The sequence below is a fragment of the Aeromonas sp. 2MA4 genome (assembly GCF_029237305.1).
GTDB classification, from domain to species: domain Bacteria; phylum Pseudomonadota; class Gammaproteobacteria; order Enterobacterales; family Aeromonadaceae; genus Aeromonas; species Aeromonas salmonicida.
Genome location: NZ_JAACFY010000014.1, coordinates 57544 through 76645 on the forward strand (window position 1 = coordinate 57544; position 19102 = coordinate 76645).

21 protein-coding genes are annotated in these 19102 nt (G+C 58.1%); 7 read left to right on the forward strand and 14 right to left on the reverse strand.

Annotated features, from left to right (window positions below):
- Nucleotides 1-106: 106 nt before the first annotated feature.
- Complete coding sequence (locus tag GWQ31_RS14750) at nucleotides 107-724, reverse strand: c-type cytochrome (protein ID WP_021138654.1); 618 nt, start codon at nucleotides 722-724, stop codon at nucleotides 107-109.
- Between the two features lie 142 nt (nucleotides 725-866).
- On the opposite strand from GWQ31_RS14750, the gene yihA reads away from it, so the two are divergent.
- The gene (gene yihA, locus GWQ31_RS14755) at nucleotides 867-1520 is read left to right on the forward strand and encodes a ribosome biogenesis GTP-binding protein YihA/YsxC (protein ID WP_005319896.1); all 654 of its coding nucleotides are present in this window, start codon (nucleotides 867-869) and stop codon (nucleotides 1518-1520) included.
- An 802-nt stretch (nucleotides 1521-2322) separates the two neighbouring features.
- On the opposite strand, the gene GWQ31_RS14760 is transcribed toward yihA, so the two are convergent.
- The 9 genes from GWQ31_RS14760 to GWQ31_RS14800 all read right to left on the reverse strand — a co-directional run bounded on the left by GWQ31_RS14760 (nucleotide 2323) and on the right by GWQ31_RS14800 (nucleotide 9049).
- Nucleotides 2323-2583: a DUF1488 domain-containing protein gene (locus tag GWQ31_RS14760; RefSeq protein WP_017412967.1), complete on the reverse strand. Its 261-nt coding sequence runs from the start codon at nucleotides 2581-2583 to the stop codon at nucleotides 2323-2325.
- Nucleotides 2580-3401, reverse strand: coding sequence for a shikimate dehydrogenase (aroE, locus tag GWQ31_RS14765; protein ID WP_275909671.1), 822 nt, complete (start codon nucleotides 3399-3401; stop codon nucleotides 2580-2582). Before aroE ends, GWQ31_RS14760 begins: the two co-directional genes overlap by 4 nt.
- A gap of 104 nt (nucleotides 3402-3505) precedes the next feature.
- Nucleotides 3506-4414 (reverse strand): oxygen-dependent coproporphyrinogen oxidase, encoded by a 909-nt coding sequence (gene hemF / locus GWQ31_RS14770; protein ID WP_275909672.1) that lies wholly within the window; start codon nucleotides 4412-4414, stop codon nucleotides 3506-3508.
- 112 nt (nucleotides 4415-4526) lie between these two features.
- Complete coding sequence (locus GWQ31_RS14775) at nucleotides 4527-5087, reverse strand: Sua5/YciO/YrdC/YwlC family protein (protein ID WP_275909673.1); 561 nt, start codon at nucleotides 5085-5087, stop codon at nucleotides 4527-4529.
- 99 nt (nucleotides 5088-5186) lie between these two features.
- The gene (purE, locus tag GWQ31_RS14780; protein WP_005319907.1) at nucleotides 5187-5690 is read right to left on the reverse strand and encodes a 5-(carboxyamino)imidazole ribonucleotide mutase; all 504 of its coding nucleotides are present in this window, start codon (nucleotides 5688-5690) and stop codon (nucleotides 5187-5189) included.
- 74 nt (nucleotides 5691-5764) lie between these two features.
- Nucleotides 5765-6322, reverse strand: coding sequence for a topoisomerase DNA-binding C4 zinc finger domain-containing protein (locus tag GWQ31_RS14785; RefSeq protein ID WP_275909674.1), 558 nt, complete (start codon nucleotides 6320-6322; stop codon nucleotides 5765-5767).
- A gap of 55 nt (nucleotides 6323-6377) precedes the next feature.
- Nucleotides 6378-6851, reverse strand: a complete 474-nt coding sequence (locus GWQ31_RS14790; protein WP_005319913.1) for a DUF494 family protein — start codon at nucleotides 6849-6851, stop codon at nucleotides 6378-6380.
- Nucleotides 6844-7959 carry a DNA-processing protein DprA gene (gene dprA / locus GWQ31_RS14795; protein ID WP_275909675.1) on the reverse strand — a complete coding sequence of 372 codons (1116 nt, stop codon included), beginning with the start codon at nucleotides 7957-7959 and terminating at the stop codon, nucleotides 6844-6846. The genes GWQ31_RS14790 and dprA overlap by 8 nt, the downstream gene beginning before the upstream one ends.
- Before the next feature lies 1 nt (nucleotide 7960).
- Nucleotides 7961-9049, reverse strand: coding sequence for a LysM peptidoglycan-binding domain-containing protein (locus GWQ31_RS14800; protein ID WP_265422401.1), 1089 nt, complete (start codon nucleotides 9047-9049; stop codon nucleotides 7961-7963).
- A 108-nt stretch (nucleotides 9050-9157) separates the two neighbouring features.
- Here GWQ31_RS14800 and def point away from each other — a divergent pair, with 108 nt between their 5' ends.
- The 5 genes from def (at nucleotide 9158) to GWQ31_RS14825 (ending at nucleotide 15038) form a co-directional block, all read left to right on the forward strand.
- Complete coding sequence (gene def / locus GWQ31_RS14805) at nucleotides 9158-9670, forward strand: peptide deformylase (RefSeq protein WP_005319924.1); 513 nt, start codon at nucleotides 9158-9160, stop codon at nucleotides 9668-9670.
- 12 nt (nucleotides 9671-9682) lie between these two features.
- Nucleotides 9683-10627: a methionyl-tRNA formyltransferase gene (gene fmt / locus GWQ31_RS14810; RefSeq protein WP_275909676.1), complete on the forward strand. Its 945-nt coding sequence runs from the start codon at nucleotides 9683-9685 to the stop codon at nucleotides 10625-10627.
- A gap of 45 nt (nucleotides 10628-10672) precedes the next feature.
- Nucleotides 10673-11965 (forward strand): 16S rRNA (cytosine(967)-C(5))-methyltransferase RsmB, encoded by a 1293-nt coding sequence (rsmB, locus tag GWQ31_RS14815; RefSeq protein WP_275909677.1) that lies wholly within the window; start codon nucleotides 10673-10675, stop codon nucleotides 11963-11965.
- A 157-nt stretch (nucleotides 11966-12122) separates the two neighbouring features.
- Nucleotides 12123-13499: a Trk system potassium transporter TrkA gene (trkA, locus tag GWQ31_RS14820; RefSeq protein WP_005319933.1), complete on the forward strand. Its 1377-nt coding sequence runs from the start codon at nucleotides 12123-12125 to the stop codon at nucleotides 13497-13499.
- Between the two features lie 96 nt (nucleotides 13500-13595).
- Nucleotides 13596-15038 (forward strand): TrkH family potassium uptake protein, encoded by a 1443-nt coding sequence (locus GWQ31_RS14825; RefSeq protein ID WP_021138664.1) that lies wholly within the window; start codon nucleotides 13596-13598, stop codon nucleotides 15036-15038.
- 88 nt (nucleotides 15039-15126) lie between these two features.
- Here the strand turns inward: GWQ31_RS14825 and rmuC are convergent, their stop codons facing one another.
- Complete coding sequence (gene rmuC, locus GWQ31_RS14830; RefSeq protein WP_275909678.1) at nucleotides 15127-16467, reverse strand: DNA recombination protein RmuC; 1341 nt, start codon at nucleotides 16465-16467, stop codon at nucleotides 15127-15129.
- Nucleotides 16464-16679 (reverse strand): hypothetical protein, encoded by a 216-nt coding sequence (locus GWQ31_RS14835; protein ID WP_005319942.1) that lies wholly within the window; start codon nucleotides 16677-16679, stop codon nucleotides 16464-16466. Before GWQ31_RS14835 ends, rmuC begins: the two co-directional genes overlap by 4 nt.
- Before the next feature lie 138 nt (nucleotides 16680-16817).
- Between GWQ31_RS14835 and GWQ31_RS14840 the strand changes: the two genes are divergently transcribed.
- A complete protein-coding gene (locus GWQ31_RS14840; RefSeq protein WP_021138666.1) occupies nucleotides 16818-17330 on the forward strand; it encodes a ferredoxin-type protein NapF in 513 nt (170 codons plus the stop codon).
- A 103-nt stretch (nucleotides 17331-17433) separates the two neighbouring features.
- Here GWQ31_RS14840 and GWQ31_RS14845 read toward each other — a convergent pair whose 3' ends face one another.
- Both GWQ31_RS14845 and GWQ31_RS14850 read right to left on the reverse strand, forming a co-directional pair.
- Entirely contained in the window at nucleotides 17434-17886 is a 453-nt protein-coding gene (locus GWQ31_RS14845; protein WP_005319948.1) for an Rrf2 family transcriptional regulator, read from the reverse strand.
- A gap of 298 nt (nucleotides 17887-18184) precedes the next feature.
- Nucleotides 18185-19024: a PfkB family carbohydrate kinase gene (locus GWQ31_RS14850; RefSeq protein ID WP_275907580.1), complete on the reverse strand. Its 840-nt coding sequence runs from the start codon at nucleotides 19022-19024 to the stop codon at nucleotides 18185-18187.
- Nucleotides 19025-19102: the final 78 nt, after the last annotated feature.

Here is a 19102-nt window from a genome sequence, read left to right on the forward strand (position 1 = left end):
CTTACAGCAATGCGAGAAAAACTGGCCGAATGGAGTTAAAGGTCAAAAAGAAACGAGGAGCCAGTGGCTCCTCGTTCATATCAATGGGGTACATCATCAGACATGATCAGTGCAAACCAGCCACATATTTGGAAAGCGCTTCGATGTCCTGATCAGTCAGCTTCTTGGCAACATCCTGCATCATGCCATTCGGATCATTATCACGGGCAGCCGCACGAAAGGCGGTGAGCTGAGCCTTGATATAAGCAGGATGTTGGCCGGACAGACTTGGATATTTCGCCTGTTCTATACCTGATCCACGCGGACCATGACAGGCAGTGCAGGCAGCCAGACCACGGCTCATGTCTCCACCCATATAGAGCGCTTTACCCGCTGCTACAGCATCATCAGGCACCGCTATCGGTGTTACCTTCTGGCTGGAGAAGTAGGCAGCAAGGTCTTCCATGTCCTGTTCAGACAAGGGGAGAGCCATAGGCCCCATGATGGGTGCGACTCGACCAATTTGGCCAGAAGCTGCAGCCTTCAGTTCAACTAATTGCTTTTTGATATATGATGCGTGCTGACCAGCAATCTTGGGATACATATCAACAAGGCTGTTTCCGTCCGGTCCATGACAAGCCGCACACACGGCAGCCTTGGATTGTCCCGCAGCGGCATCGCCCTTGGCTTGTGCCATCCCCGTTACGCCAACCATCAGAGCAAGAGTAATGACTAGGTTCTTCATGGCGTTCCAACTTCTCGTTATTAGGCTTCCAGATCCCATGCCGCTGAAGGCATGTTAAAATAAACGCGTTTAAGCGACGTCATTTTACACGATTTCACAAAAAAGTAACTCTATAACCCTCTATCTCTATGGGGAATTTACGTTGGATACACAAACTCTGAATTTCAATAAGGTGCATTTTGTGACCAGCGCACCCGACATCCGCCACCTGCCAAATGATGGGGGTGTCGAGATTGCGTTTGCCGGCCGTTCCAATGCCGGTAAGTCATCTGCATTGAACACCTTAACGAAACACAAGAACCTGGCTCGCACCAGTAAAACACCGGGTCGCACCCAGTTGATCAACCTGTTTGAACTGGAGCCGGGCAAGCGTCTGGTCGATTTGCCGGGCTATGGTTATGCGCAAGTTCCGCTAGAAATGAAGCTCAAGTGGCAAAAGTCACTGGCAGAGTACCTGCAGCGCCGCGAGTCATTGAAAGGCCTGGTGATCCTGATGGACATCCGCCACCCGCTCAAAGATACCGACATGAACATGCTGGAGTGGAGCTCACACCGTGAATTGCCGGTCATGCTGCTGCTGACCAAGGCTGACAAGCTGAGCCCTGGTCCCCGCAACAATCAGGTCATCAAGGTACGTCAGGCCATTGCCGACCTGGGCCCACAGATCCAGGTGGAAGCCTTCTCCTCCCTTAACAACATAGGGGTGGAAAAATTGGCCCAGACTCTGTCTGGCTGGTACTTGGCGGGTGCCGATGAAATTGCCGATAACGATGAGCAAGAACAGGTTGAGGAATAATACATTCCTCCATCTTCCTGCTGCTTCTCTCTTGCAATTAGCGGAGCTGACCCTCCGCTGATTGAAAGACTTTCAGTTCAACTGCTTCCTGCCAACGCTCAATCCCCACCGATATGCCCTTCTAGCAATCCTAGTAAAATCATTATCAATCAATAGGATATGAGGTTAATTTCAATTAATAATTAACTTCATATCCACATGATAACGGTTTCATATTTTTGCTATTAAACGGCAAGCACATCACGTAAGAAGAACCAAAATGAAATTTAATTACACTTCGAGGTATGGAAGGGATAAAGAAGGGATAAAAATGAAGCCAGTACCACTGGTGCAGTACCGGCCTGAAACAATCAGTTCAAAAATTGGGAAGAAGCTAAATCTTGAGAACAAAGACGACTGGTTTTCCTCAAGAAGCCCTTTCATTCTAGCAAATACTTGCCAAAACTAAAGCATTTACTCTAAATTAGGTGCATAAAAAAACACCCCGACGAATACTCATCGGGGCAGCTATTCAGCCACATTCAATTACGTGAAATAAAAGGTCTGAAAGATAGAACATCTTACCTCTGTACCCTACGTCGCTAACTGTATAGCAAAGCAGCAAAAAGTGAAAGTAATTTATGTAATTAAGTTTCATGAAAGACGGTTTGGTAAAAACCACTTATTTTTCATACAGATAAAAAAATCCCCAGTACGAATACCGGGGAGTTATAAAGGTGACTAGCTAGCACTTCCTCAACTATCTAGTTAGTCAGCGGTATTTCTCACAAGTTCCGCCGCTTTGAGAAAAAACTTGGGACACTCAGAGGTAGATGGATCCATCCTCTGCAAACTCTTGTTCTTCAATGAGTTTCTCAGCAATATCTTCAATGTCAAAACGAACGCTCTCGAAAGCACGCAGTATGTCCTCCTCCTTGACGAGGGAGAGTCCGGTCATTTTTTCCAGGCGCCGACGACTGATGTAGCAATTGATCAATGCCCCCATCTGCTGGGCTGGAAAATGTATCCTCTGTTCGTCCGGCTGCCAGGCCGCCAGTTCGGGAAACAGGATGCCTTGATTCATAGAGTCCCCAGATTTCGTTTCAGCTCTCTCAATACCTGTTTAGTTCCTGGGCGGATTCCTCGCCACACTGTGAATGCTTCAGCCGCCTGTTCAACCAGCATACCCAGCCCATCCATGGCCTGACGGGCACCGTACTGTTTGGTCCAGCTGATGAAAGGGGTATCCATGGATCCATACATCATGTCGTAGATAGCAATATCCGCGTGGATCAGTGCAGGGGAGAGGGGCGGCAGCTCCCCTTGCAGGCTGGCGGAGGTGGAGTTGATGATGAGATCAAACGTCCCCCCCAGTTGCTCGTAGGTCAGAGCTGTCACTACCCCCAGATCATGAAACTCGGCCGCTAGTTGCTCCGCCTTGGCGTGGGTGCGGTTGGCAATCACCAGTTCTGTCGGATGCTCGGCCAGCAGCGGAGCCAAAGCACCACGGGCGGCTCCCCCGGCCCCCAGCAGCAAGATCCGGCTTCCGGCCAGAGTCACACCATGAGACTTCAGGTCCGCCACCAGACCAGCACCATCGGTATTGTCTCCCAGCAGTACACCGTCATCGGTCAGCTTGATGGTGTTGACGGCGCCCGCCCGTTTGGCCCGGGGGCTCAAGCTGTCAACCAACGCAAACGCCTGCTCCTTGAACGGTACTGTGACATTGCACCCCTTGCCCCCTTGGGCAAAGAAGGCTAGCAGGGTCGTAGCAAACTCGTCGACGGCAGGTTCAGCCAGACCATACTCCAGCTCTTGCTGAGTTTGTCTGGCAAACAGGGTATGAATGAAGGGGGACTTGCTGTGGCGCACCGGGTGGCCAAAAACCAGATAACGATCCATCAAAGAGTTCCATCAGAGGGTAATATTCCGATTTAACGGGTTTTCGCACTCGGGAACAAGCCGAATATCGGCCAATAAAAAGGGGCCATCATGGCCCCCCCGGGTCACAGCCACTCTCGCGGCGCGAGGTAGTCGGTGTAGAGCAAGGCCTCCGGGCTGCCCGCTTCCGGCCGCCAGTCATACTCCCAACGGGCCAGTGGCGGCATCGACATCAGAATCGACTCGGTACGTCCACCGGTCTGCAACCCGAACAGGGTGCCCCGGTCGTACACCAGATTGAACTCGACATAACGACCGCGGCGATAGAGCTGGAACTCCCGCTCCCGCTCGCCATAGGGCTGCGCCTTGCGTCGCTCGATGATCGGCAGATAGGCATCGAGATAACCCCGGCCTACCGCCTGCATAAAGGCGAAGCAGTCAGCAAAGGGCCAACGATTCAGATCGTCGAAGAAGAGGCCACCCACCCCCCGCGTTTCGTTGCGATGCTTGAGGAAGAAGTAGCGATCGCACCAGGATTTGAACTCGGGGTAAATATCTTCGCCAAAGGGTTGGCAGAGATCGCGTGACACTCGATGCCAGTGCTGCACATCCTCGGCAAAGGGATAAAACGGCGTCAGATCGAAACCACCACCGAACCACCAGATGGGCTCCTCGCCCTCTTTCTCGGCGATGAAAAAACGGACATTGGCATGGCTGGTCGGCACATAGGGATTGTGCGGATGGATCACCAGCGACACCCCCATGGCCTCAAACTTGCGACCGGCCAGCTCGGGCCTATGAGCCGTCGCCGAGGCAGGCATGGCATCACCATAGACATGGGAAAAGTTGACCCCACCCTGCTCAATCATGTCGCCGTGGCGCATTACGCGGGTTCGACCACCGCCGCCGCCCTCACGGGCCCAGGCATCCTCAACAAAGCGCCCAACGCCGTCAGCCTGCTCCAGACTTCGGCAGATCTCGTCCTGCAACTGCAACAGGAAGGCCTTGACCTGGGCCACATCCGGTTTGCTCATCTTGTCTCCAGTCAGGCAGGATCTTGAACGCCCTGTCCATTTTTATAGTTGAATCAATCCGGTGAGCTCACTGCTCATCGGATTGATGACAAATCATGACGTATCCGCCCGCTCAGGAAGGGCGAATGACGGCGCCGGTACGGGCGTCCTTGATCTCGGATGGGTTAGCTTGACCACCCACTTCACCGGGCAGGATGTAGGCCAACTGACTTGCCAGCAATACGCCAATATCGGCGACCCGACGGGCGGGCTCTTCACCGGTCAGATTGGCACTGGTGGAAACCAGGGGCTTGCCGAAGGCGCGGCACAAGGCCTGCACCTGTGGGTGTGCGGTGACTCGCACAGCCAGCGTATCAAACTGGCCGGTTAGCCAGGTGGGTGTCGTGGCGCGAGCCGGCATGATCCAGGTGAAGGGACCTGGCCAGCTGGCCTGCACTCGCGCAAGCTGCTCACCGCTAAGCTGGCTCAGATCGATGTAATCCTGCAATTGCGCCACGTCGGCAGCAATCAGGATCAACCCCTTCTCTACCGGACGCTGTTTGATGGCCAACAATCGCTGCACCGCCACTTCGGAGTCGGGATCACAACCCAGACCAAACACGGCCTCGGTTGCATACGCGATCACCCCTTCGCCGTGAAGGGCGGCAACCGCTTGTTCAAATTCAGTAGACATAGGAAAAATGCGGCAGCCTGGCTGCCACCTCACTACTTGGTTGAGTTAAGCCTGCAAGGCGACAACCGCACCATATACAGCGGGCTGTCACCTCATCACTTACTTGAGTTGAGCCTGCAAGGCGGCATCCTTGGCCATCACCTCTTCGGCATTCTTTTGGCGTTCGGCCCGAACCTTGGCTGCCAGTTCATCATCAGCCACCGCCAGCATCTGGGCTGCCAGGTAACCTGCGTTCTTGGCACCGGCCTTGCCGATCGCCACGGTTGCCACCGGCACGCCACCCGGCATCTGCACGGTGGAGAGCAGTGCATCCAGTCCCTTGAGCGGACCACCATCGATGGGCACCCCAATCACGGGACGGGTGGTGATGCCGGCAACGGCACCCGCCAGGTGAGCCGCCAAACCGGCAGCACAGATAAAGACCTTGCAACCACGGGACTCGGCATCGGTCACATACTGATGGGTCGCAGCCGGAGTACGGTGCGCAGAGGTTACTTTCACTTCCACTGCGATATCAAACGACTTGAGGATCTCAAGGGTGGATTGCATCACGGGAAAATCAGAGTCAGAGCCCATCAATACGGCAACAAAAGGTTTATTCATGGTGGGAATTTCCTTACTCCAAGTGGGGGGTTGAAGTGCGCCGAAAACGTTTCAATTTGGTTACGGCGGCGGGATTATACCTGCTCACTTTGATGGCCGCATTTCTTTTGCGGGCAGATCCACTTCAGATTGCCCCTTACTTTCTTCTCCACCATAATGCCCCAGCCACACTCGGGACAAGGCATGGGGATCGGCTTGTCATTCACCACATATTTACAATGGGGATACCCATCACAGGAGTAAAACTGCTTGCCGTAGCGGGAGGTACGGCTCACCAGATGACCCTTGCCGCACTCGGGGCAGAGGATCTGGGTATCATCGCTCTCCTGCAGAGACTCGATATGCTGGCAGGCCGGATACTGGGTACACCCTACAAACAAACCGTAACGACCCTTCTTGATTGCCAGCGGCTGGCCACAATCCGGGCAAGCTGACCCCTCAAGCACTTTCTCGATGTCACGACCGGACGGTGTCAGAGAACGGATGTAATCACAGGAGGGGTAGGCGGAGCAGCCAAGAAAAGGGCCATGCTTGCCCTGGCGGATCAACAGCTCGGCACCACACTGCGGGCACGGCTCTCGCTCAAACCCATGCTCGTGGGCAGAAAAGAGATGATGATCGATTTTTGACATGTGCCGCGCCTTGAAATCCAGATGGCCTGAATTCTACCAGCGCGACACCAGACTGTCAGTGAATGACGCCATCGGACTCATCAAACACCAGCTCTTCCATCTGCTGGTAGGCATTTTCACTGCCCGGCACATTGAACAGCACCATCATGACAACCCACTTCAGGTCATCCAGCTCGATATCCGGTTTATCCAGCTCGAGCAGTCGCTCGATACAGATTTCGCGGGTTTCAGCATTCAGCACCTGGGCTTGTTCCAGAAAGAGCAGGAAGCCGCGGCACTCGGTGCCAAGGCGGGCCAGCTCCTGCGGGGCATAGATACGCATCGAGCCTTGCGCGCTGGCGGCGACATACACCTCCCGCTCGCTATCATGCAGATTGGCCAGCCTTTCCAGCCAGTTGAGCGCCTTCTCGATCTCGTCCTTGTCGAAACCAGCCCGGCTCAGTTCGTCGGTGAGTTCATTTTGTTCGACCATCACATCTGCATCGCTGTGGATGTAGGTCTCGAAAAGGTACATCAGTACATCAAACATGATTCGCCCTCCTCGCTCTGACGTATCCACCGGCTACCGCTATCACTGCGCCTGCCAGTTCCAGCTCTACCAACCTGCCCAATACCACTTCGACAGGAAGCTGGGACCGTTCGGCGACGGTATCCACGCTCGTGGTCTCATAATCTACGTTATCCAACAAATCGGCATAAGGCAATTCGCTATTATGCTCTTGCTCAAGCAATCCAGCCTCTTTGCGCACCAGACTGGCCAATCCGGGAAGCTCTTCCACTATATCGGCCGCACTCAACACAAGTTTGGCCCCCTGCTGGATTAATTTATTGCAACCCAGCGCCTGCCCATTTTGTGGCGCTCCCGGCACGGCAAACACTTCGCGCCCCTGTTCCAGTGCGTAACGCGCCGTGATGAGTGACCCGCTCTGCTCGGCAGCCTCCACCACCAGGGTTCCCAGCGACAGGCCACTGATGATGCGGTTGCGACGGGGAAAATGTTCGGCCAGCGGCCCCTTGTCCGGCGCCAATTCGGAGATGATCAAGCCACCGCTCTCCAGGATCTGGCCAGCCAGCCCATGATGGCGCTTGGGGTAGAGACAATCCAGGCCGGAGCCCAACACAGCAAGCGTGATACCGCCCGCCGCCAGCGCCTGCTGATGGCAGACACCATCTATGCCGAGCGCCAGCCCCGAGGTAATCGCCAGTCCACACCCTACCAACTCGCTACACAAACGCGCGGCATTGTCCTTGCCGGCATAGGTGGGATGACGCGTCCCTACCATAGCCAATTGCGGCAACGACAAGGCTGCGACATTTCCGCGACAATAGAGCAGCAAGGGGGCGGCAGGGATCTCTTTCAGCAGGTCGGGATAGGCGGGATCATCGGGACAAACCAAGTAATTGCCAGGCATTGCAGCCCAGTTCAGCCCCAGCTCTACCACCGGCAGCGGCCATCTGAGCTGCTGTATCTGGGACGAGTGCAGACCCAGCGCCCGCAAACCGCCATCATCGCACTCAAACAGGGCTTTTATGTCACCATCGAAGCGGGCAAGCAGGCGTGAGGCAGTGACCGGGCCTATGCCAGTAACGGCATCCAGCGTCAGCCACAGTGAAAGCCGCCCGGATGGAAATGGCACGTTAGAAGTTACTGACCTGATAGCCGGAGCTGACCATGCCCTGGCTCTGCATGATGAGGCCGTAGCTCAGCTTGTCGTACACCTTGAACAGCATGACGCGCGCCACCGCCTCCGACGGCAGGGAGGGCTTGCCGGCAGAATAGAACGCCTTGTCATAGACGGAAGAGTACTCTTTGTAAGATACCTTGCCGTTCTTGCTCACCAGCTGGGCGCCAGGTCGCCGCACCTCCAGTACATCGCCGGGGGAAACCTGATCGCGCAGCCCCTTATTGATGAGCACAACGTCAAACTTGCCGCCACCACGAGCCTTGCTCGGCAGATCTATGATGTAACCCGGCGAAATAACGGGCGCGGCTTTAGGAGTGAATACGGCGAAGAGACTCTCTTGCGGCGGGAAGGGCATCAGCTTGTCTCCCTGGTATACCTCCCGCTGGCTGTGGCTGAGCGTGACTCGGGTGCGATCATTCGCCAGCCGCTCCTCTGCTCTGGCAGTGCCGACAAACACAGCTTCCTGCCCCAGCAACTCACCTGTCTCCTTGTCCTTGTACAAGCTCCCCGGGTGGTAGATGCCGTAGTCCTGACCCGGGGTCAGCGATCCCTGTACATACAGGGTATCTCCCTCCAGCATGCCGATATGCGCCTCATCGTTGCCGAGCACATAAGGCAGCTGTTTCGCCTGCTGGCTGTCGGCCAGGATATGGTCGGTACGCAGGAAGGGACCTATCTCGCTAAGCGGCAACGTCGGGATCGGATTGGCCTTGTTCTCGTAACGGCTCTTGGGAGAGAGGTGAACCACCGGCTTGCCCCCCTGCATCGCTTTGCCGAGGCGAGGCTCGCCATTGACCCAGCTCAGATGCAGCACGTCACCGGGATAGATCCAGTGCGGGTTGGCAATCTGGGGATTGATGTTCCAGAGACGGGGCCAGAGCCAGGGTTGAGCCAGATACCGGCCTGAAATATCCCAGAGGGTGTCACCCTTTTGCACGACATAGCGCTCGGGATAACCCGCTTTCAGTGTCAACTGGTCGGCCATGGCAGCCTGGCTCAGAGTGGCCAGCAGGCAAGCGAGGATGGTTTGCTTCAGATACATAACACTCCCTGTTACTTCTGCGCGCAAAGTGTTGCTGTTTTTTGTCGGCGTAAATGACTAGAATTACGCCAATATTGACTGCATTTATACGAAACTAAAGAAAAAACTATGGCCATTCTAGATGTATTGCGTTTTCCCGATGAACGTCTGCGCACAGTTGCAGCCCCTGTCGAGACCTTTACACCCGAGTTACAACACATTGTAGATGATATGTTCGAAACCATGTACGCGGAGGAAGGCATAGGCCTGGCCGCCACTCAGGTCGACATTCATCAGCGCATCATAGTGATCGATGTCTCCGAGAACCGTGAAGATCCTCTGGTATTGATCAACCCCGAGATCCTCGAGCAAGCGGGCAGCACAGGCATCGAAGAGGGCTGCCTCTCGGTGCCCGACCACAGAGCTCTGGTGCCACGCGCCGAGTGGGTCAAGGTACGTGCGCTGGATCGCAACGGCCAGCCGTTCGAGCTGGAAGCGGACGATCTGCTCGCTATCTGCATACAGCATGAGATGGATCATCTGATCGGCAAGCTGTTTGTGGATTACTTGTCTCCGCTCAAGCGCCAGCGCATTCGCCAGAAGCTGGAAAAGATGGCCCGTGAAGATCGCAAAGCCCTCTGAGGATCTGCCCCATTGAATAAGCTGAAACTGATTTTTGCCGGTACTCCCGACTTCGCCGCCCGTCACCTGGCGGCGTTGTTGTCTTCCGACCACGAGGTCGTTGCCGTTTATACCCAGCCGGACAAGCCTGCTGGCCGTGGTCAGAAGCTCACCGCCAGCCCGGTCAAGGAGCTGGCTCTGACCCACAATCTGCCGGTTTACCAACCAGCTTCCCTGCGCAAGGAAGAAGCGCAAGCCGAGCTGGCTTCTCTGGGCGCCGACTTGATGGTGGTAGTGGCCTACGGCTTGATCCTGCCCAAGGTGGTGCTCGATACCCCGCGTCTGGGCTGTATCAACGTGCATGGATCTCTGCTGCCGCGCTGGCGCGGTGCAGCCCCGATCCAGCGCTCCATCTGGGCGGGTGATACCGAGACCGGCGTCACCATAATGCAGATGGATGTCGGGCTGGATACTGGCGCAATGATCAGAAAAGTGACCTGTCCCATCGCCGCCAACGAAACCTCCACCAGCCTGTATGACAAGCTGGCCGAGCTGGGCCCGCAAGCACTGGTCGACACCATCAATGCCATGGCCGCCGGTGAAACCGCAGCCGAGGAGCAAGACGATGCGCTGGCCAACTATGCCGAGAAGCTCTCCAAAGAGGAGGCTCGCATCGACTGGGCGATGGAAGCCGTCGCCATAGAGCGCTGCATCCGCGCCTTCAATCCCTGGCCCATCAGCTGGTTTGAGGTGGCGGGACAGACTATCAAGGTGTGGCAAGCCGAAGTGGTGGACAGTGAGCACAGTCAACCCGCTGGCACCCTGCTCAAGGCCGACAAGCAGGGGATCGACATCGCTACCGGCCTGGGTGTCCTGCGCCTGCTGACCCTGCAACCACCCGGCAAGAAGGCCATGTCCGTTTCGGATCTGCTCAACTCTCGCCGCGACTGGTTTGAACCCGGCACGCAATTGAATTGAAACAAGCGGGGCCCAGGCCCCGACTTGCGCATCTAAGGTAACACTATGAAAACACGTGCACAGGCCGCTCTCGTTATTCAACAGGTGCTGGATCAGGGTCAATCCCTTTCCGCTGTTCTGCCTGCTGCCCAGGAGAAGGTTGCGCCCCGCGATCGCGCCCTCCTGCAAGAACTCTGCTATGGCACCCTGCGCTGGCTGCCCCGCCTCGACGCGGCGGTGGGCGAGATGATGGACAAGCCGCTCAAGAACAAGAGCCGCATCTTCCACTATCTGATCCTGGTCGGCCTCTATCAGCTCATCTACACCCGCATTCCGGCTCACGCTGCTGTGGCCGAGACAGTCAACGCCGTCAAGCTGCTCAAGGGTACCTCCTTGCGCGGCCTCATCAACGGTGTGCTGCGCAACTTCCAGCGCAGCGCCGAAGTCATATTGCTGCGCATCGACCGTGTCCCCAGCATTCGCCTCGGTCACCCTGAGTGGCTCACCAAGCGCTTGCGTCAGGCCTATCCCGAAGATTGGGAATTCATCATGGAGGCCAACAATCAGCGCCCCCCCATGTGGATCCGCAACAATAGCCAGCGCCAGAGCCGCGAGCAGATGCTGGCTCGCATGGCCGAAGTTGGCATCAATGCGGTTGCCGGTCAGGAAGGCGAGGATTGCATTCTGCTGGAACGACCCTGCGATGTGACCAAGCTGCCCGGTTTCGAGACAGGTGACTGCTCGGTACAGGATGGCGCGGCCCAACAGGCCGCCCGACTGCTCGATCCGCAGCCGGGCGAATGGGTGCTGGATGCCTGCGCCGCTCCCGGTGGCAAGACGGCCCACCTGCTTGAGCGTCAACCCGCACTGGCTGGCGTAGTGGCCGTGGATGCAGACGAGCACCGCCTCAAGCGGGTGCAAGAGAATCTGGATCGTATCGGCCTCCAGGCCCGGGTGATCCATGGTGATGCCAGCACCCCTGAGCTGTGGTGGCCACAAGGCCAGTTCGATCGCATCCTGCTGGACGCCCCCTGCTCCGCCACCGGTGTCATCCGTCGTCACCCCGACATCAAGTGGCTGCGTCGGGATCAGGACATCCGCGAGCTGGCCGAGTTGCAGCGCCGTATTCTGATCGCCCTCTGGTCGAAACTGAAAAGCGGCGGTACTCTGCTCTACGCTACCTGCTCAGTGCTGCCGGAAGAGAACCGCGAACAGATCCGCGCCTTCCTGGCCGCCACGCCGGATGCAACCCTGGTGCCGCTGCACCCGCAGGACACACCAGATTGTCCGGGCCGCCAGTTCCTGCCAGGGGAAGCCGAGATGGATGGCTTCTACTACGCCAAGCTGATCAAGCGATAGGCAGATCAGTGGCCATGATCATGAGGGGGGCTGGTTGACGGCCCCCATTACTGCGCAACATCGAGCACGTTTTCCCTATGAAGATCACCATGTTGATGACTGATCCCTGCCATATTGCCAGCGCTAACAACCTATCCTCGTCCCATGAGGGGTCCCTATGAAGATCATCATTCTAGGCGCAGGTCAGGTCGGTGGCACCCTGGCCGAGAACCTGGCCGGAGAGAACAACGACATCACCATAGTCGATACCGACAGCGACCGTCTGCGGGAGCTGCAGGACAAGTTCGACCTGCGGGTGGTGAATGGTCACGGTGCCCATCCCAGGGTACTGCGCGAGGCGGGTGCTCAGGATGCGGACATGCTGGTGGCTGTCACCAACAGCGACGAAACCAACATGATCGCCTGCCAGGTGGCCTACTCCCTGTTCAACACCCCGAACAAGGTGGCGCGCATTCGCTCCCCGGCTTATCTGACCGAGCGGGACCGGCTGTTTTTACCGGAATCCGTGCCGGTGGATCACCTGATAGCGCCGGAACAGCTGGTCACCGACTATGTTCGCCGACTGATCGAATATCCCGGCGCCTTGCAAGTGGTGGACTTTGCCGGTGGCAAGGTGGGTCTGGTAGCGGTCAAGGCTTACTACGGTGGCCCCCTGGTGGGCAATGCCCTCTCCACTCTGCGGGATCACATGCCCAACATAGAGACACGGGTAGCGGCCATCTTCCGCCAGGGGCGCTCCATCCGTCCGCAAGGCACCACCATCATAGAAGCGGATGACGAAGTGTTCTTCGTCGCTGCCGCCGGTCATATCCGGGCCGTCATGTCCGAGCTGCAGCGGCTCGAGAGCCCTTATCGCCGCATCATGATTGTCGGGGGGGGCAACATAGGCGCCGGTCTCGCCCGTCAACTGGAGAAGCGCTACAGCGTCAAGCTCATAGAGCGCAACCAGAAGCGGGCCGAGCAGCTCTCGGAACAGCTGGAGAACACCATCGTCTTCTGTGGTGATGCAGCGGATCAGGAGTTGCTGGCCGAGGAGCACATAGACCAGATCGATGTCTTCATCGCGGTCACCAACGAGGATGAGGCCAACATAATGTCGGCCCTGCTTGCCAAGAAGATGGGTGCCAAGAAGACAATGGTGCTTATCCAGCGCAGCGCCTACGTGGACCTGGTGCAAGGCGGCTCCATCGACATCGCCATCTCGCCACAGCAGGCCACCATTTCGGCCCTGCTGACCCACGTGCGTCGGGCCGATATCGCCAACGTATACAGCCTGCGCCGCGGGGCGGCCGAAGCCATTGAAGCCATCGCCCACGGTGACGAGAACACCTCCAAGGTGGTGGGCAAGACGGTGGGTGAGCTCAAGCTGCCGCCCGGCACCACCATAGGTGCCGTTGTTCGTGGTGATGAGGTGCTGATCGCCCACGATCGCACCCAGATCCAGCAGGATGACCATGTGGTGATGTTCCTGGTGGACAAGAAGTACATACCGGAAGTGGAACGGCTGTTCCAGCCAAGCCCTTTCTTCCTGTAACCGACCCATGCCTCAAGTCAGCACAACCCAGATCCGGCGTCGCCTCCCGAAGGGGATGTCCGGATCTCTCGTCACTCAACGATCAGGTTATTCTGCATGATCAAGCTGCGTCCTATCATCTTCACTCAAGGGCTGGTGCTCTCCAAGCTGGCTCTGTTCATGTGGTTGCCAACCCTGCTGGCCCTGTTCACCGGCTCGGAGGGATTTGTCGAGTTTCTTCAATCCGTGCTGATCACCCACGGCGCCGCTCTGCTCTGCCTCCACTACGGCCGCAAGGCAGAATTTCACCTCGGGGTGCGGGAGATGTTTCTGCTCACCACCTCTGTCTGGCTGGTTGCCTGCATCTTCGGGGCCCTGCCCTTCGTCTTCATCAATCACATCGGCTTTGTCGATGCCTATTTCGAGACAATGTCTGGGGTGACCACCACGGGATCCACAGTGCTCTCAGGGCTGGATGGCATGGCTCACAGCATACTGTTGTGGCGCTCCACCCTGCAGTGGCTGGGTGGCGTTGGCTTTATCGTGATGGCGGTGGCGGTACTGCCCTACCTCAACGTGGGCGGCATGAAATTGTTCCAGACCGAGAGCTCGGATTGGTCTGACAAGAGTGCCCCCCGCGCCAAGACAGTGGCCAACAACATAGTGGTGGTCTATCTGGTGCTCTCCATGTGCTGCTTCCTCGCCTACTGGGTGAGCGGCATGACACTGTTCGAGGCGGTCAACCACGCCATGACCACGCTCAGTACAGGCGGGTATTCCACCTCGGACCAATCCATGTCCCACTTCTCCAATTCGGCACACTGGATCGGTACCCTCTTCATGTTTCTGGGGGGGCTGCCCTTCCTGCTCTATGTACAGAGCCTGAGCCGACGTGACCACAGCCTGCTCAAGGATGCCCAGGTACAGGGCTTCTTCTGGCTGGTGGTCTGGATCACAGTCGTTGTCACCTTCTATCTGTGGATCAGAGACATTTACGGCTTCATGGATGCCCTGCGCATCAGCAGCTTCAATATCGTCTCCGTGATCACCACCACCGGCTATGGCCTCGGCGATTTCGGCACCTGGGGACCGCTCACCAGCGTGCTGTTTATCTTTATCATGTTGCTCGGTGCCTGCTCCGGCTCCACCTCCGGCGGCCTCAAGATCTTCCGGGTACAGGTGGCGTTCGCCCTGTTCAGAAAGCAGATGCGCCAGCTGATGCATCCCTCCGCCGTCTTTCCGCAGAAGTACAATGGCCGCCAGGTCAACGACGCCATCATTCGCTCCATGATCTCCTTCGTGCTGGCCTACTTCGCCATCATATTGCTGATCGCCGCCCTGCTCGCCACCATAGGTCTGGACCCCCTGACCGCCATCTCGGGCTCCATCACAGCGGTGGCAAACGTGGGTCCCGGCATGGGCCCCGTCATAGGCCCCAGTGCCAACTTTTCCACCCTGCCGGACTCGGCCAAGTGGATATTGTCGTTCGGCATGCTGCTGGGACGGCTAGAGATCCTGACCGTGGCCGTGATCTTCTTTCCCTCGTTCTGGAAGCAGTAATTCCTGCCAGGATAGCGATAACACAGAAAACAGAAGGGCAGCCCTGCGGCTGCCCTTCTCCATCTCATGATGCTGACAAGACTCGGTGTTATTCGGTCGGGTCTTCCCGTTCCAGTGCACGGTTGACCAGCGCCTCGGGCAGGGGTTTGGTCACCTCCACCCCCAGCTCGCGGAAACGCTCGACCTGGGCAATCAGGTTGCCACGGCCGTTGACCAGCCGCCCCATCGCCTTGTCATAGCTCTCCTGCGCCTTGTGCAGGCTGCCCCCCATCTGCTGCATCTCTTCCACAAACAGCCGCAGCTTCTCGTAGAGGCGTCCGGCTCGCTCGGCAATCTGGCGGGCATTCTGGTTCTGCCGCTCGTAGCGCCACAGGTTCTCTATGGTCCGCAGCGCCACCATCAGGTTGGTGGGGCTCACCAGCAAGATGTTGTTGTCGAGCCCGTAGCGTACAAGGGAAGGGTCGGCCTCCAGCGCGGTGAGGAAGGCAGGCTCCACCGCCACAAACATCAGCACATAGTCGAGGGTGCGCACCCCGGGCAACTGCTGGTAATCCTTGCGGCCCAGCTCGCGGATATGGTTGCGCACCGAGGCGACGTGCTCCTTGAGGGCTACCGCTTTTTCCAGCGCGTCATCGGCGTTGTACCAGCGCTCGTAGGCGGTCAGCGACACCTTGGCGTCTATGATGATGTCTTTCTCTTGCGGCAGGTGGACGATCACGTCGGGCTGATAGCGCTTGCCCTTGTCCAGCTCGATATTGACCTGGGTGTGGTACTCGTGGCCCTCACGCAGACCGCATTCACTGAGGATGCGGGCCAGCACCACCTCCCCCCAGTTACCCTGCTGCTTGCTGTCCCCCTTGAGGGCGCGGGTCAGGGCAGCCGCCTCTTCGGTCATGCGGGCGTTGAGTTCGGCCAGACGCTCCAGTTCGAACTTGAGGCTGTGGCGCTGGGCCGTCTCCTGGGCATGGGTTTCTCCCACCTGGCGACGGAAGCCTTCCAGCTGCTCTTTCAGCGGGGTCAGCAGCAGATCCAGACTGTTCTGGTTCAGGTCGCGAAAGTTACCCGAGTTCTGCTCGAAAATACGGTTGGCGAGGTTTTCAAACTGCTGGCTGAGACGCTGTTCCCCATCCCGCTGCAGTTGCAGCTTCTCGGCTGCGGCCAGTCGCTCGCTGCGCAGGGTGGCTTCAGCATCCTTGAGACGGGCGGTGAGCTTGATCAGCAGGGTCTGCTGCTGATCCAGCTTCTGCTGATCCTGCATCCGCTCATCCTGCAATTCGTCGAAGCGATCCTGCAGCGCCTGATGGCGCTCCTGGGTCAGCAGCAACTCCTGCTCCTGGGCGCTGGCAAAGCGGCGCCCTGCCAACCAGCCGACACAGAGGGCGAGCAGGGCTGCCAGCAGCGCCGGCCCCCAGGTCGCCAGCGCGATCATTTGCGACTCCGCTGACGCAGAAAAAGCTCAAGGTAACGGTTGAGCAGCAGCCAGAGCAGCACATAGAGGAGGTAGGCGGCCAGCACCACCCACTTGTGACTGTTAACCCCGGTATCGAGCTCGGCGAATTCGATCCCCTTGATGCGACAGTAAGCCCACATCAGCAGAGGGAAGATATACAACAGAGAAGCACGCCACAAAAATAACCACATGAGTTCATTCAATCCCGCAAAAAGACCCGCCTAGCTTACACAAGGGCAACCCTGCTTGCGATCCTGCCCACCGCTATTCTCTGGCTTGCCAGCAGAAACTTGGATAAAATTAACCCCTAATAGGTATCAGGGGTGAGCATGACTCATTATTTCCTCCGTTGGCTGACGCAAGGTTGGCAAGCTTCTCGCCCCGCCCCCGTGGTTTGCCATGAAGCTCGCCCGCCATGGGCCATCGAAGAGTCCCAGTACCTCTCCCTCTGCACCCGTTGCGGCGAGTGCTTCAAGGCCTGCCCCAACGGCCTGCTCAAACCGGCCAGTCAACCCGAATACAAGGGTACCGCCATCGCCGGCACCCCTGTGCTGGATCTCGCCTGCGGCCAGTGCAGCTATTGTGGCAGCTGTGCCAGAGCCTGCCCGACCGGCGCTCTCGATCTGCAATGGGGGCGCCAGGTGCAGACCCGGGTTCAGATTGAAGCGAGCTGTCAGGCCAAGCAGGGCTTCTACTGCCTGCTGTGTGAAGATGCCTGTCCCCAGCAGGCGATCAAGGCCACCAGCGATGGGGTGAGCGTCAACATGGCGGCGTGCGATGGCTGCGGTGCCTGCGGTCTCGCCTGCCTGCACGGCGCCATCACCCTGATCCCCCAGCTTTGACTCCCCCAGGACCCCGTCTTCAGCACTGAAGCCATATTCCACTGCTACCAGACGCCAGAAAGCACAAAGGGGCCCGTGGGCCCCTCATGGTCTGACGCTGGTTCTATGCCATGGCCAGAATGGAGTCGTGCTCAATGCCGAGCAGGTGGCAGAGACGAGTGGGATCCCGCACTGCATCGGCCAATGTGTATTCGCCCAGCACCTCGAGGAAGGCGTTCATGGCGCGGCGCAGAATACCCTGTATACGACAGCCACCGGAGAGGCGGCAGTTCTCGCGCTTGCAATCCACAGGGCAGAGCACGTGTTCCATGTCCATCACCACATCACGCAGATTGATGGAGACGGCGGAGCGACCGAGGCGGATGCCGCCATGCTTGCCGCGTACCGTCTCTATGTACCCCTTGATGCCAAGCTGATGCACTATCTTGACCACGTGGTTGCGGGAGATGGCAAAGGTATCGGCCACCTCAGTGATGGTCGACAGGCGATCTCCCGGCTGAACCGCCAAAAAAGTCAGGGTACGCAGGGCATAGTCGGTAAATCGTGTCAGTTGCATGGTCGCACTTGCCTCTTACTACAAGCTGGAAATCAGGACGACAACCTAAAGCTAAGAGGCGGGACAGCTCTTGCGCCCGTGCAGAGTCCGCATCTTAATCCGAGTCGTGGAATGACAAGGTTAAGAGCAGCTCAGGCGAGTGTCGATGAAGATGCACATAAATCGACACTTTCTTTGATTGATCGCAAACTTGCAGGCTGGCTCCCGGGTTTGAGGGGTTTTGGGCGGCTAACTTCGCCGCGCCATCCCCAAGGCCGGCGCGGATAGGCGTGCACCACACGACTCCTGCTGTGTGGATTCAATGGGGCTGCTTGAGCCAGTTTTTCAGCGCTGTGGAGGGAATTGAGCTCTCGGAGGCAACCGCGAAGGCGCCCCAGTCCACAGCGCACTGCAAGGCATCCTGGATCGCCATGCCTCGCGCCAGTCCGTGGATCAGGCCACCGGCGAACGCATCCCCCGCTCCCGTGGTATCCACCACTGACACGGGCCGCGCCGCGACCCGGATCTGCTCCTCACCATGGATGGCCACGGCCCCCGCCTTGCCTTCGGTCAGCACCAGCCACTCCAGCTGCTCCCCGGCCAGTTGACGAGCATGCAGCCAGGGGTCGCTCACCTCGCCGAGATCGGAGCGGGAGGCCACCAGCACGTGACAGGGACGGCGAGCCTGCCCGCCCTTGGGATACTGTGCCACCACGAAACTCTTGCCGAGCATCTGGCGCATATAGCCTGTGATGGCGGTGCCGGGATAGTTCACGTAGAGACAGTCCACCCCCTCCACCGGCAAGTCGCCAGGCAGGTCGGGGCGACGCGGCCGCCTGAGGATGGTGCGCTCGCCGGTGGAATCCACCAGGATCAGCAGTTCCCCTGTTTCGCCCCCGAAGCGCTCCACATGAGAGCAGTCCAGCCCGTAACCCGCCGCCTGCTCCAGCAGCCAGTCGCCGGCCTCATCCAGCCCGATGCGGGAGGCGATGGTCACCTCGTGGCCCGCCCATACCAGCCCTATGCCGGTGTTGGCGGCGCCGCCCCCCAGCCTGCGGCCCTGATCCACGTATTGCAGACGGGCACCGGCCATCAGGGGTTCGGAGAGAGAGAGCACATGATCACAGTTGAGATTGGCAAGCAGCAGAATGCGGGACATGGAGAAGCCTCACTGACAAGGGACCCCAGTATATGAGAAAGGGCCCTGACGGCCCTCCCTGAAATCACGGGGTTTGTG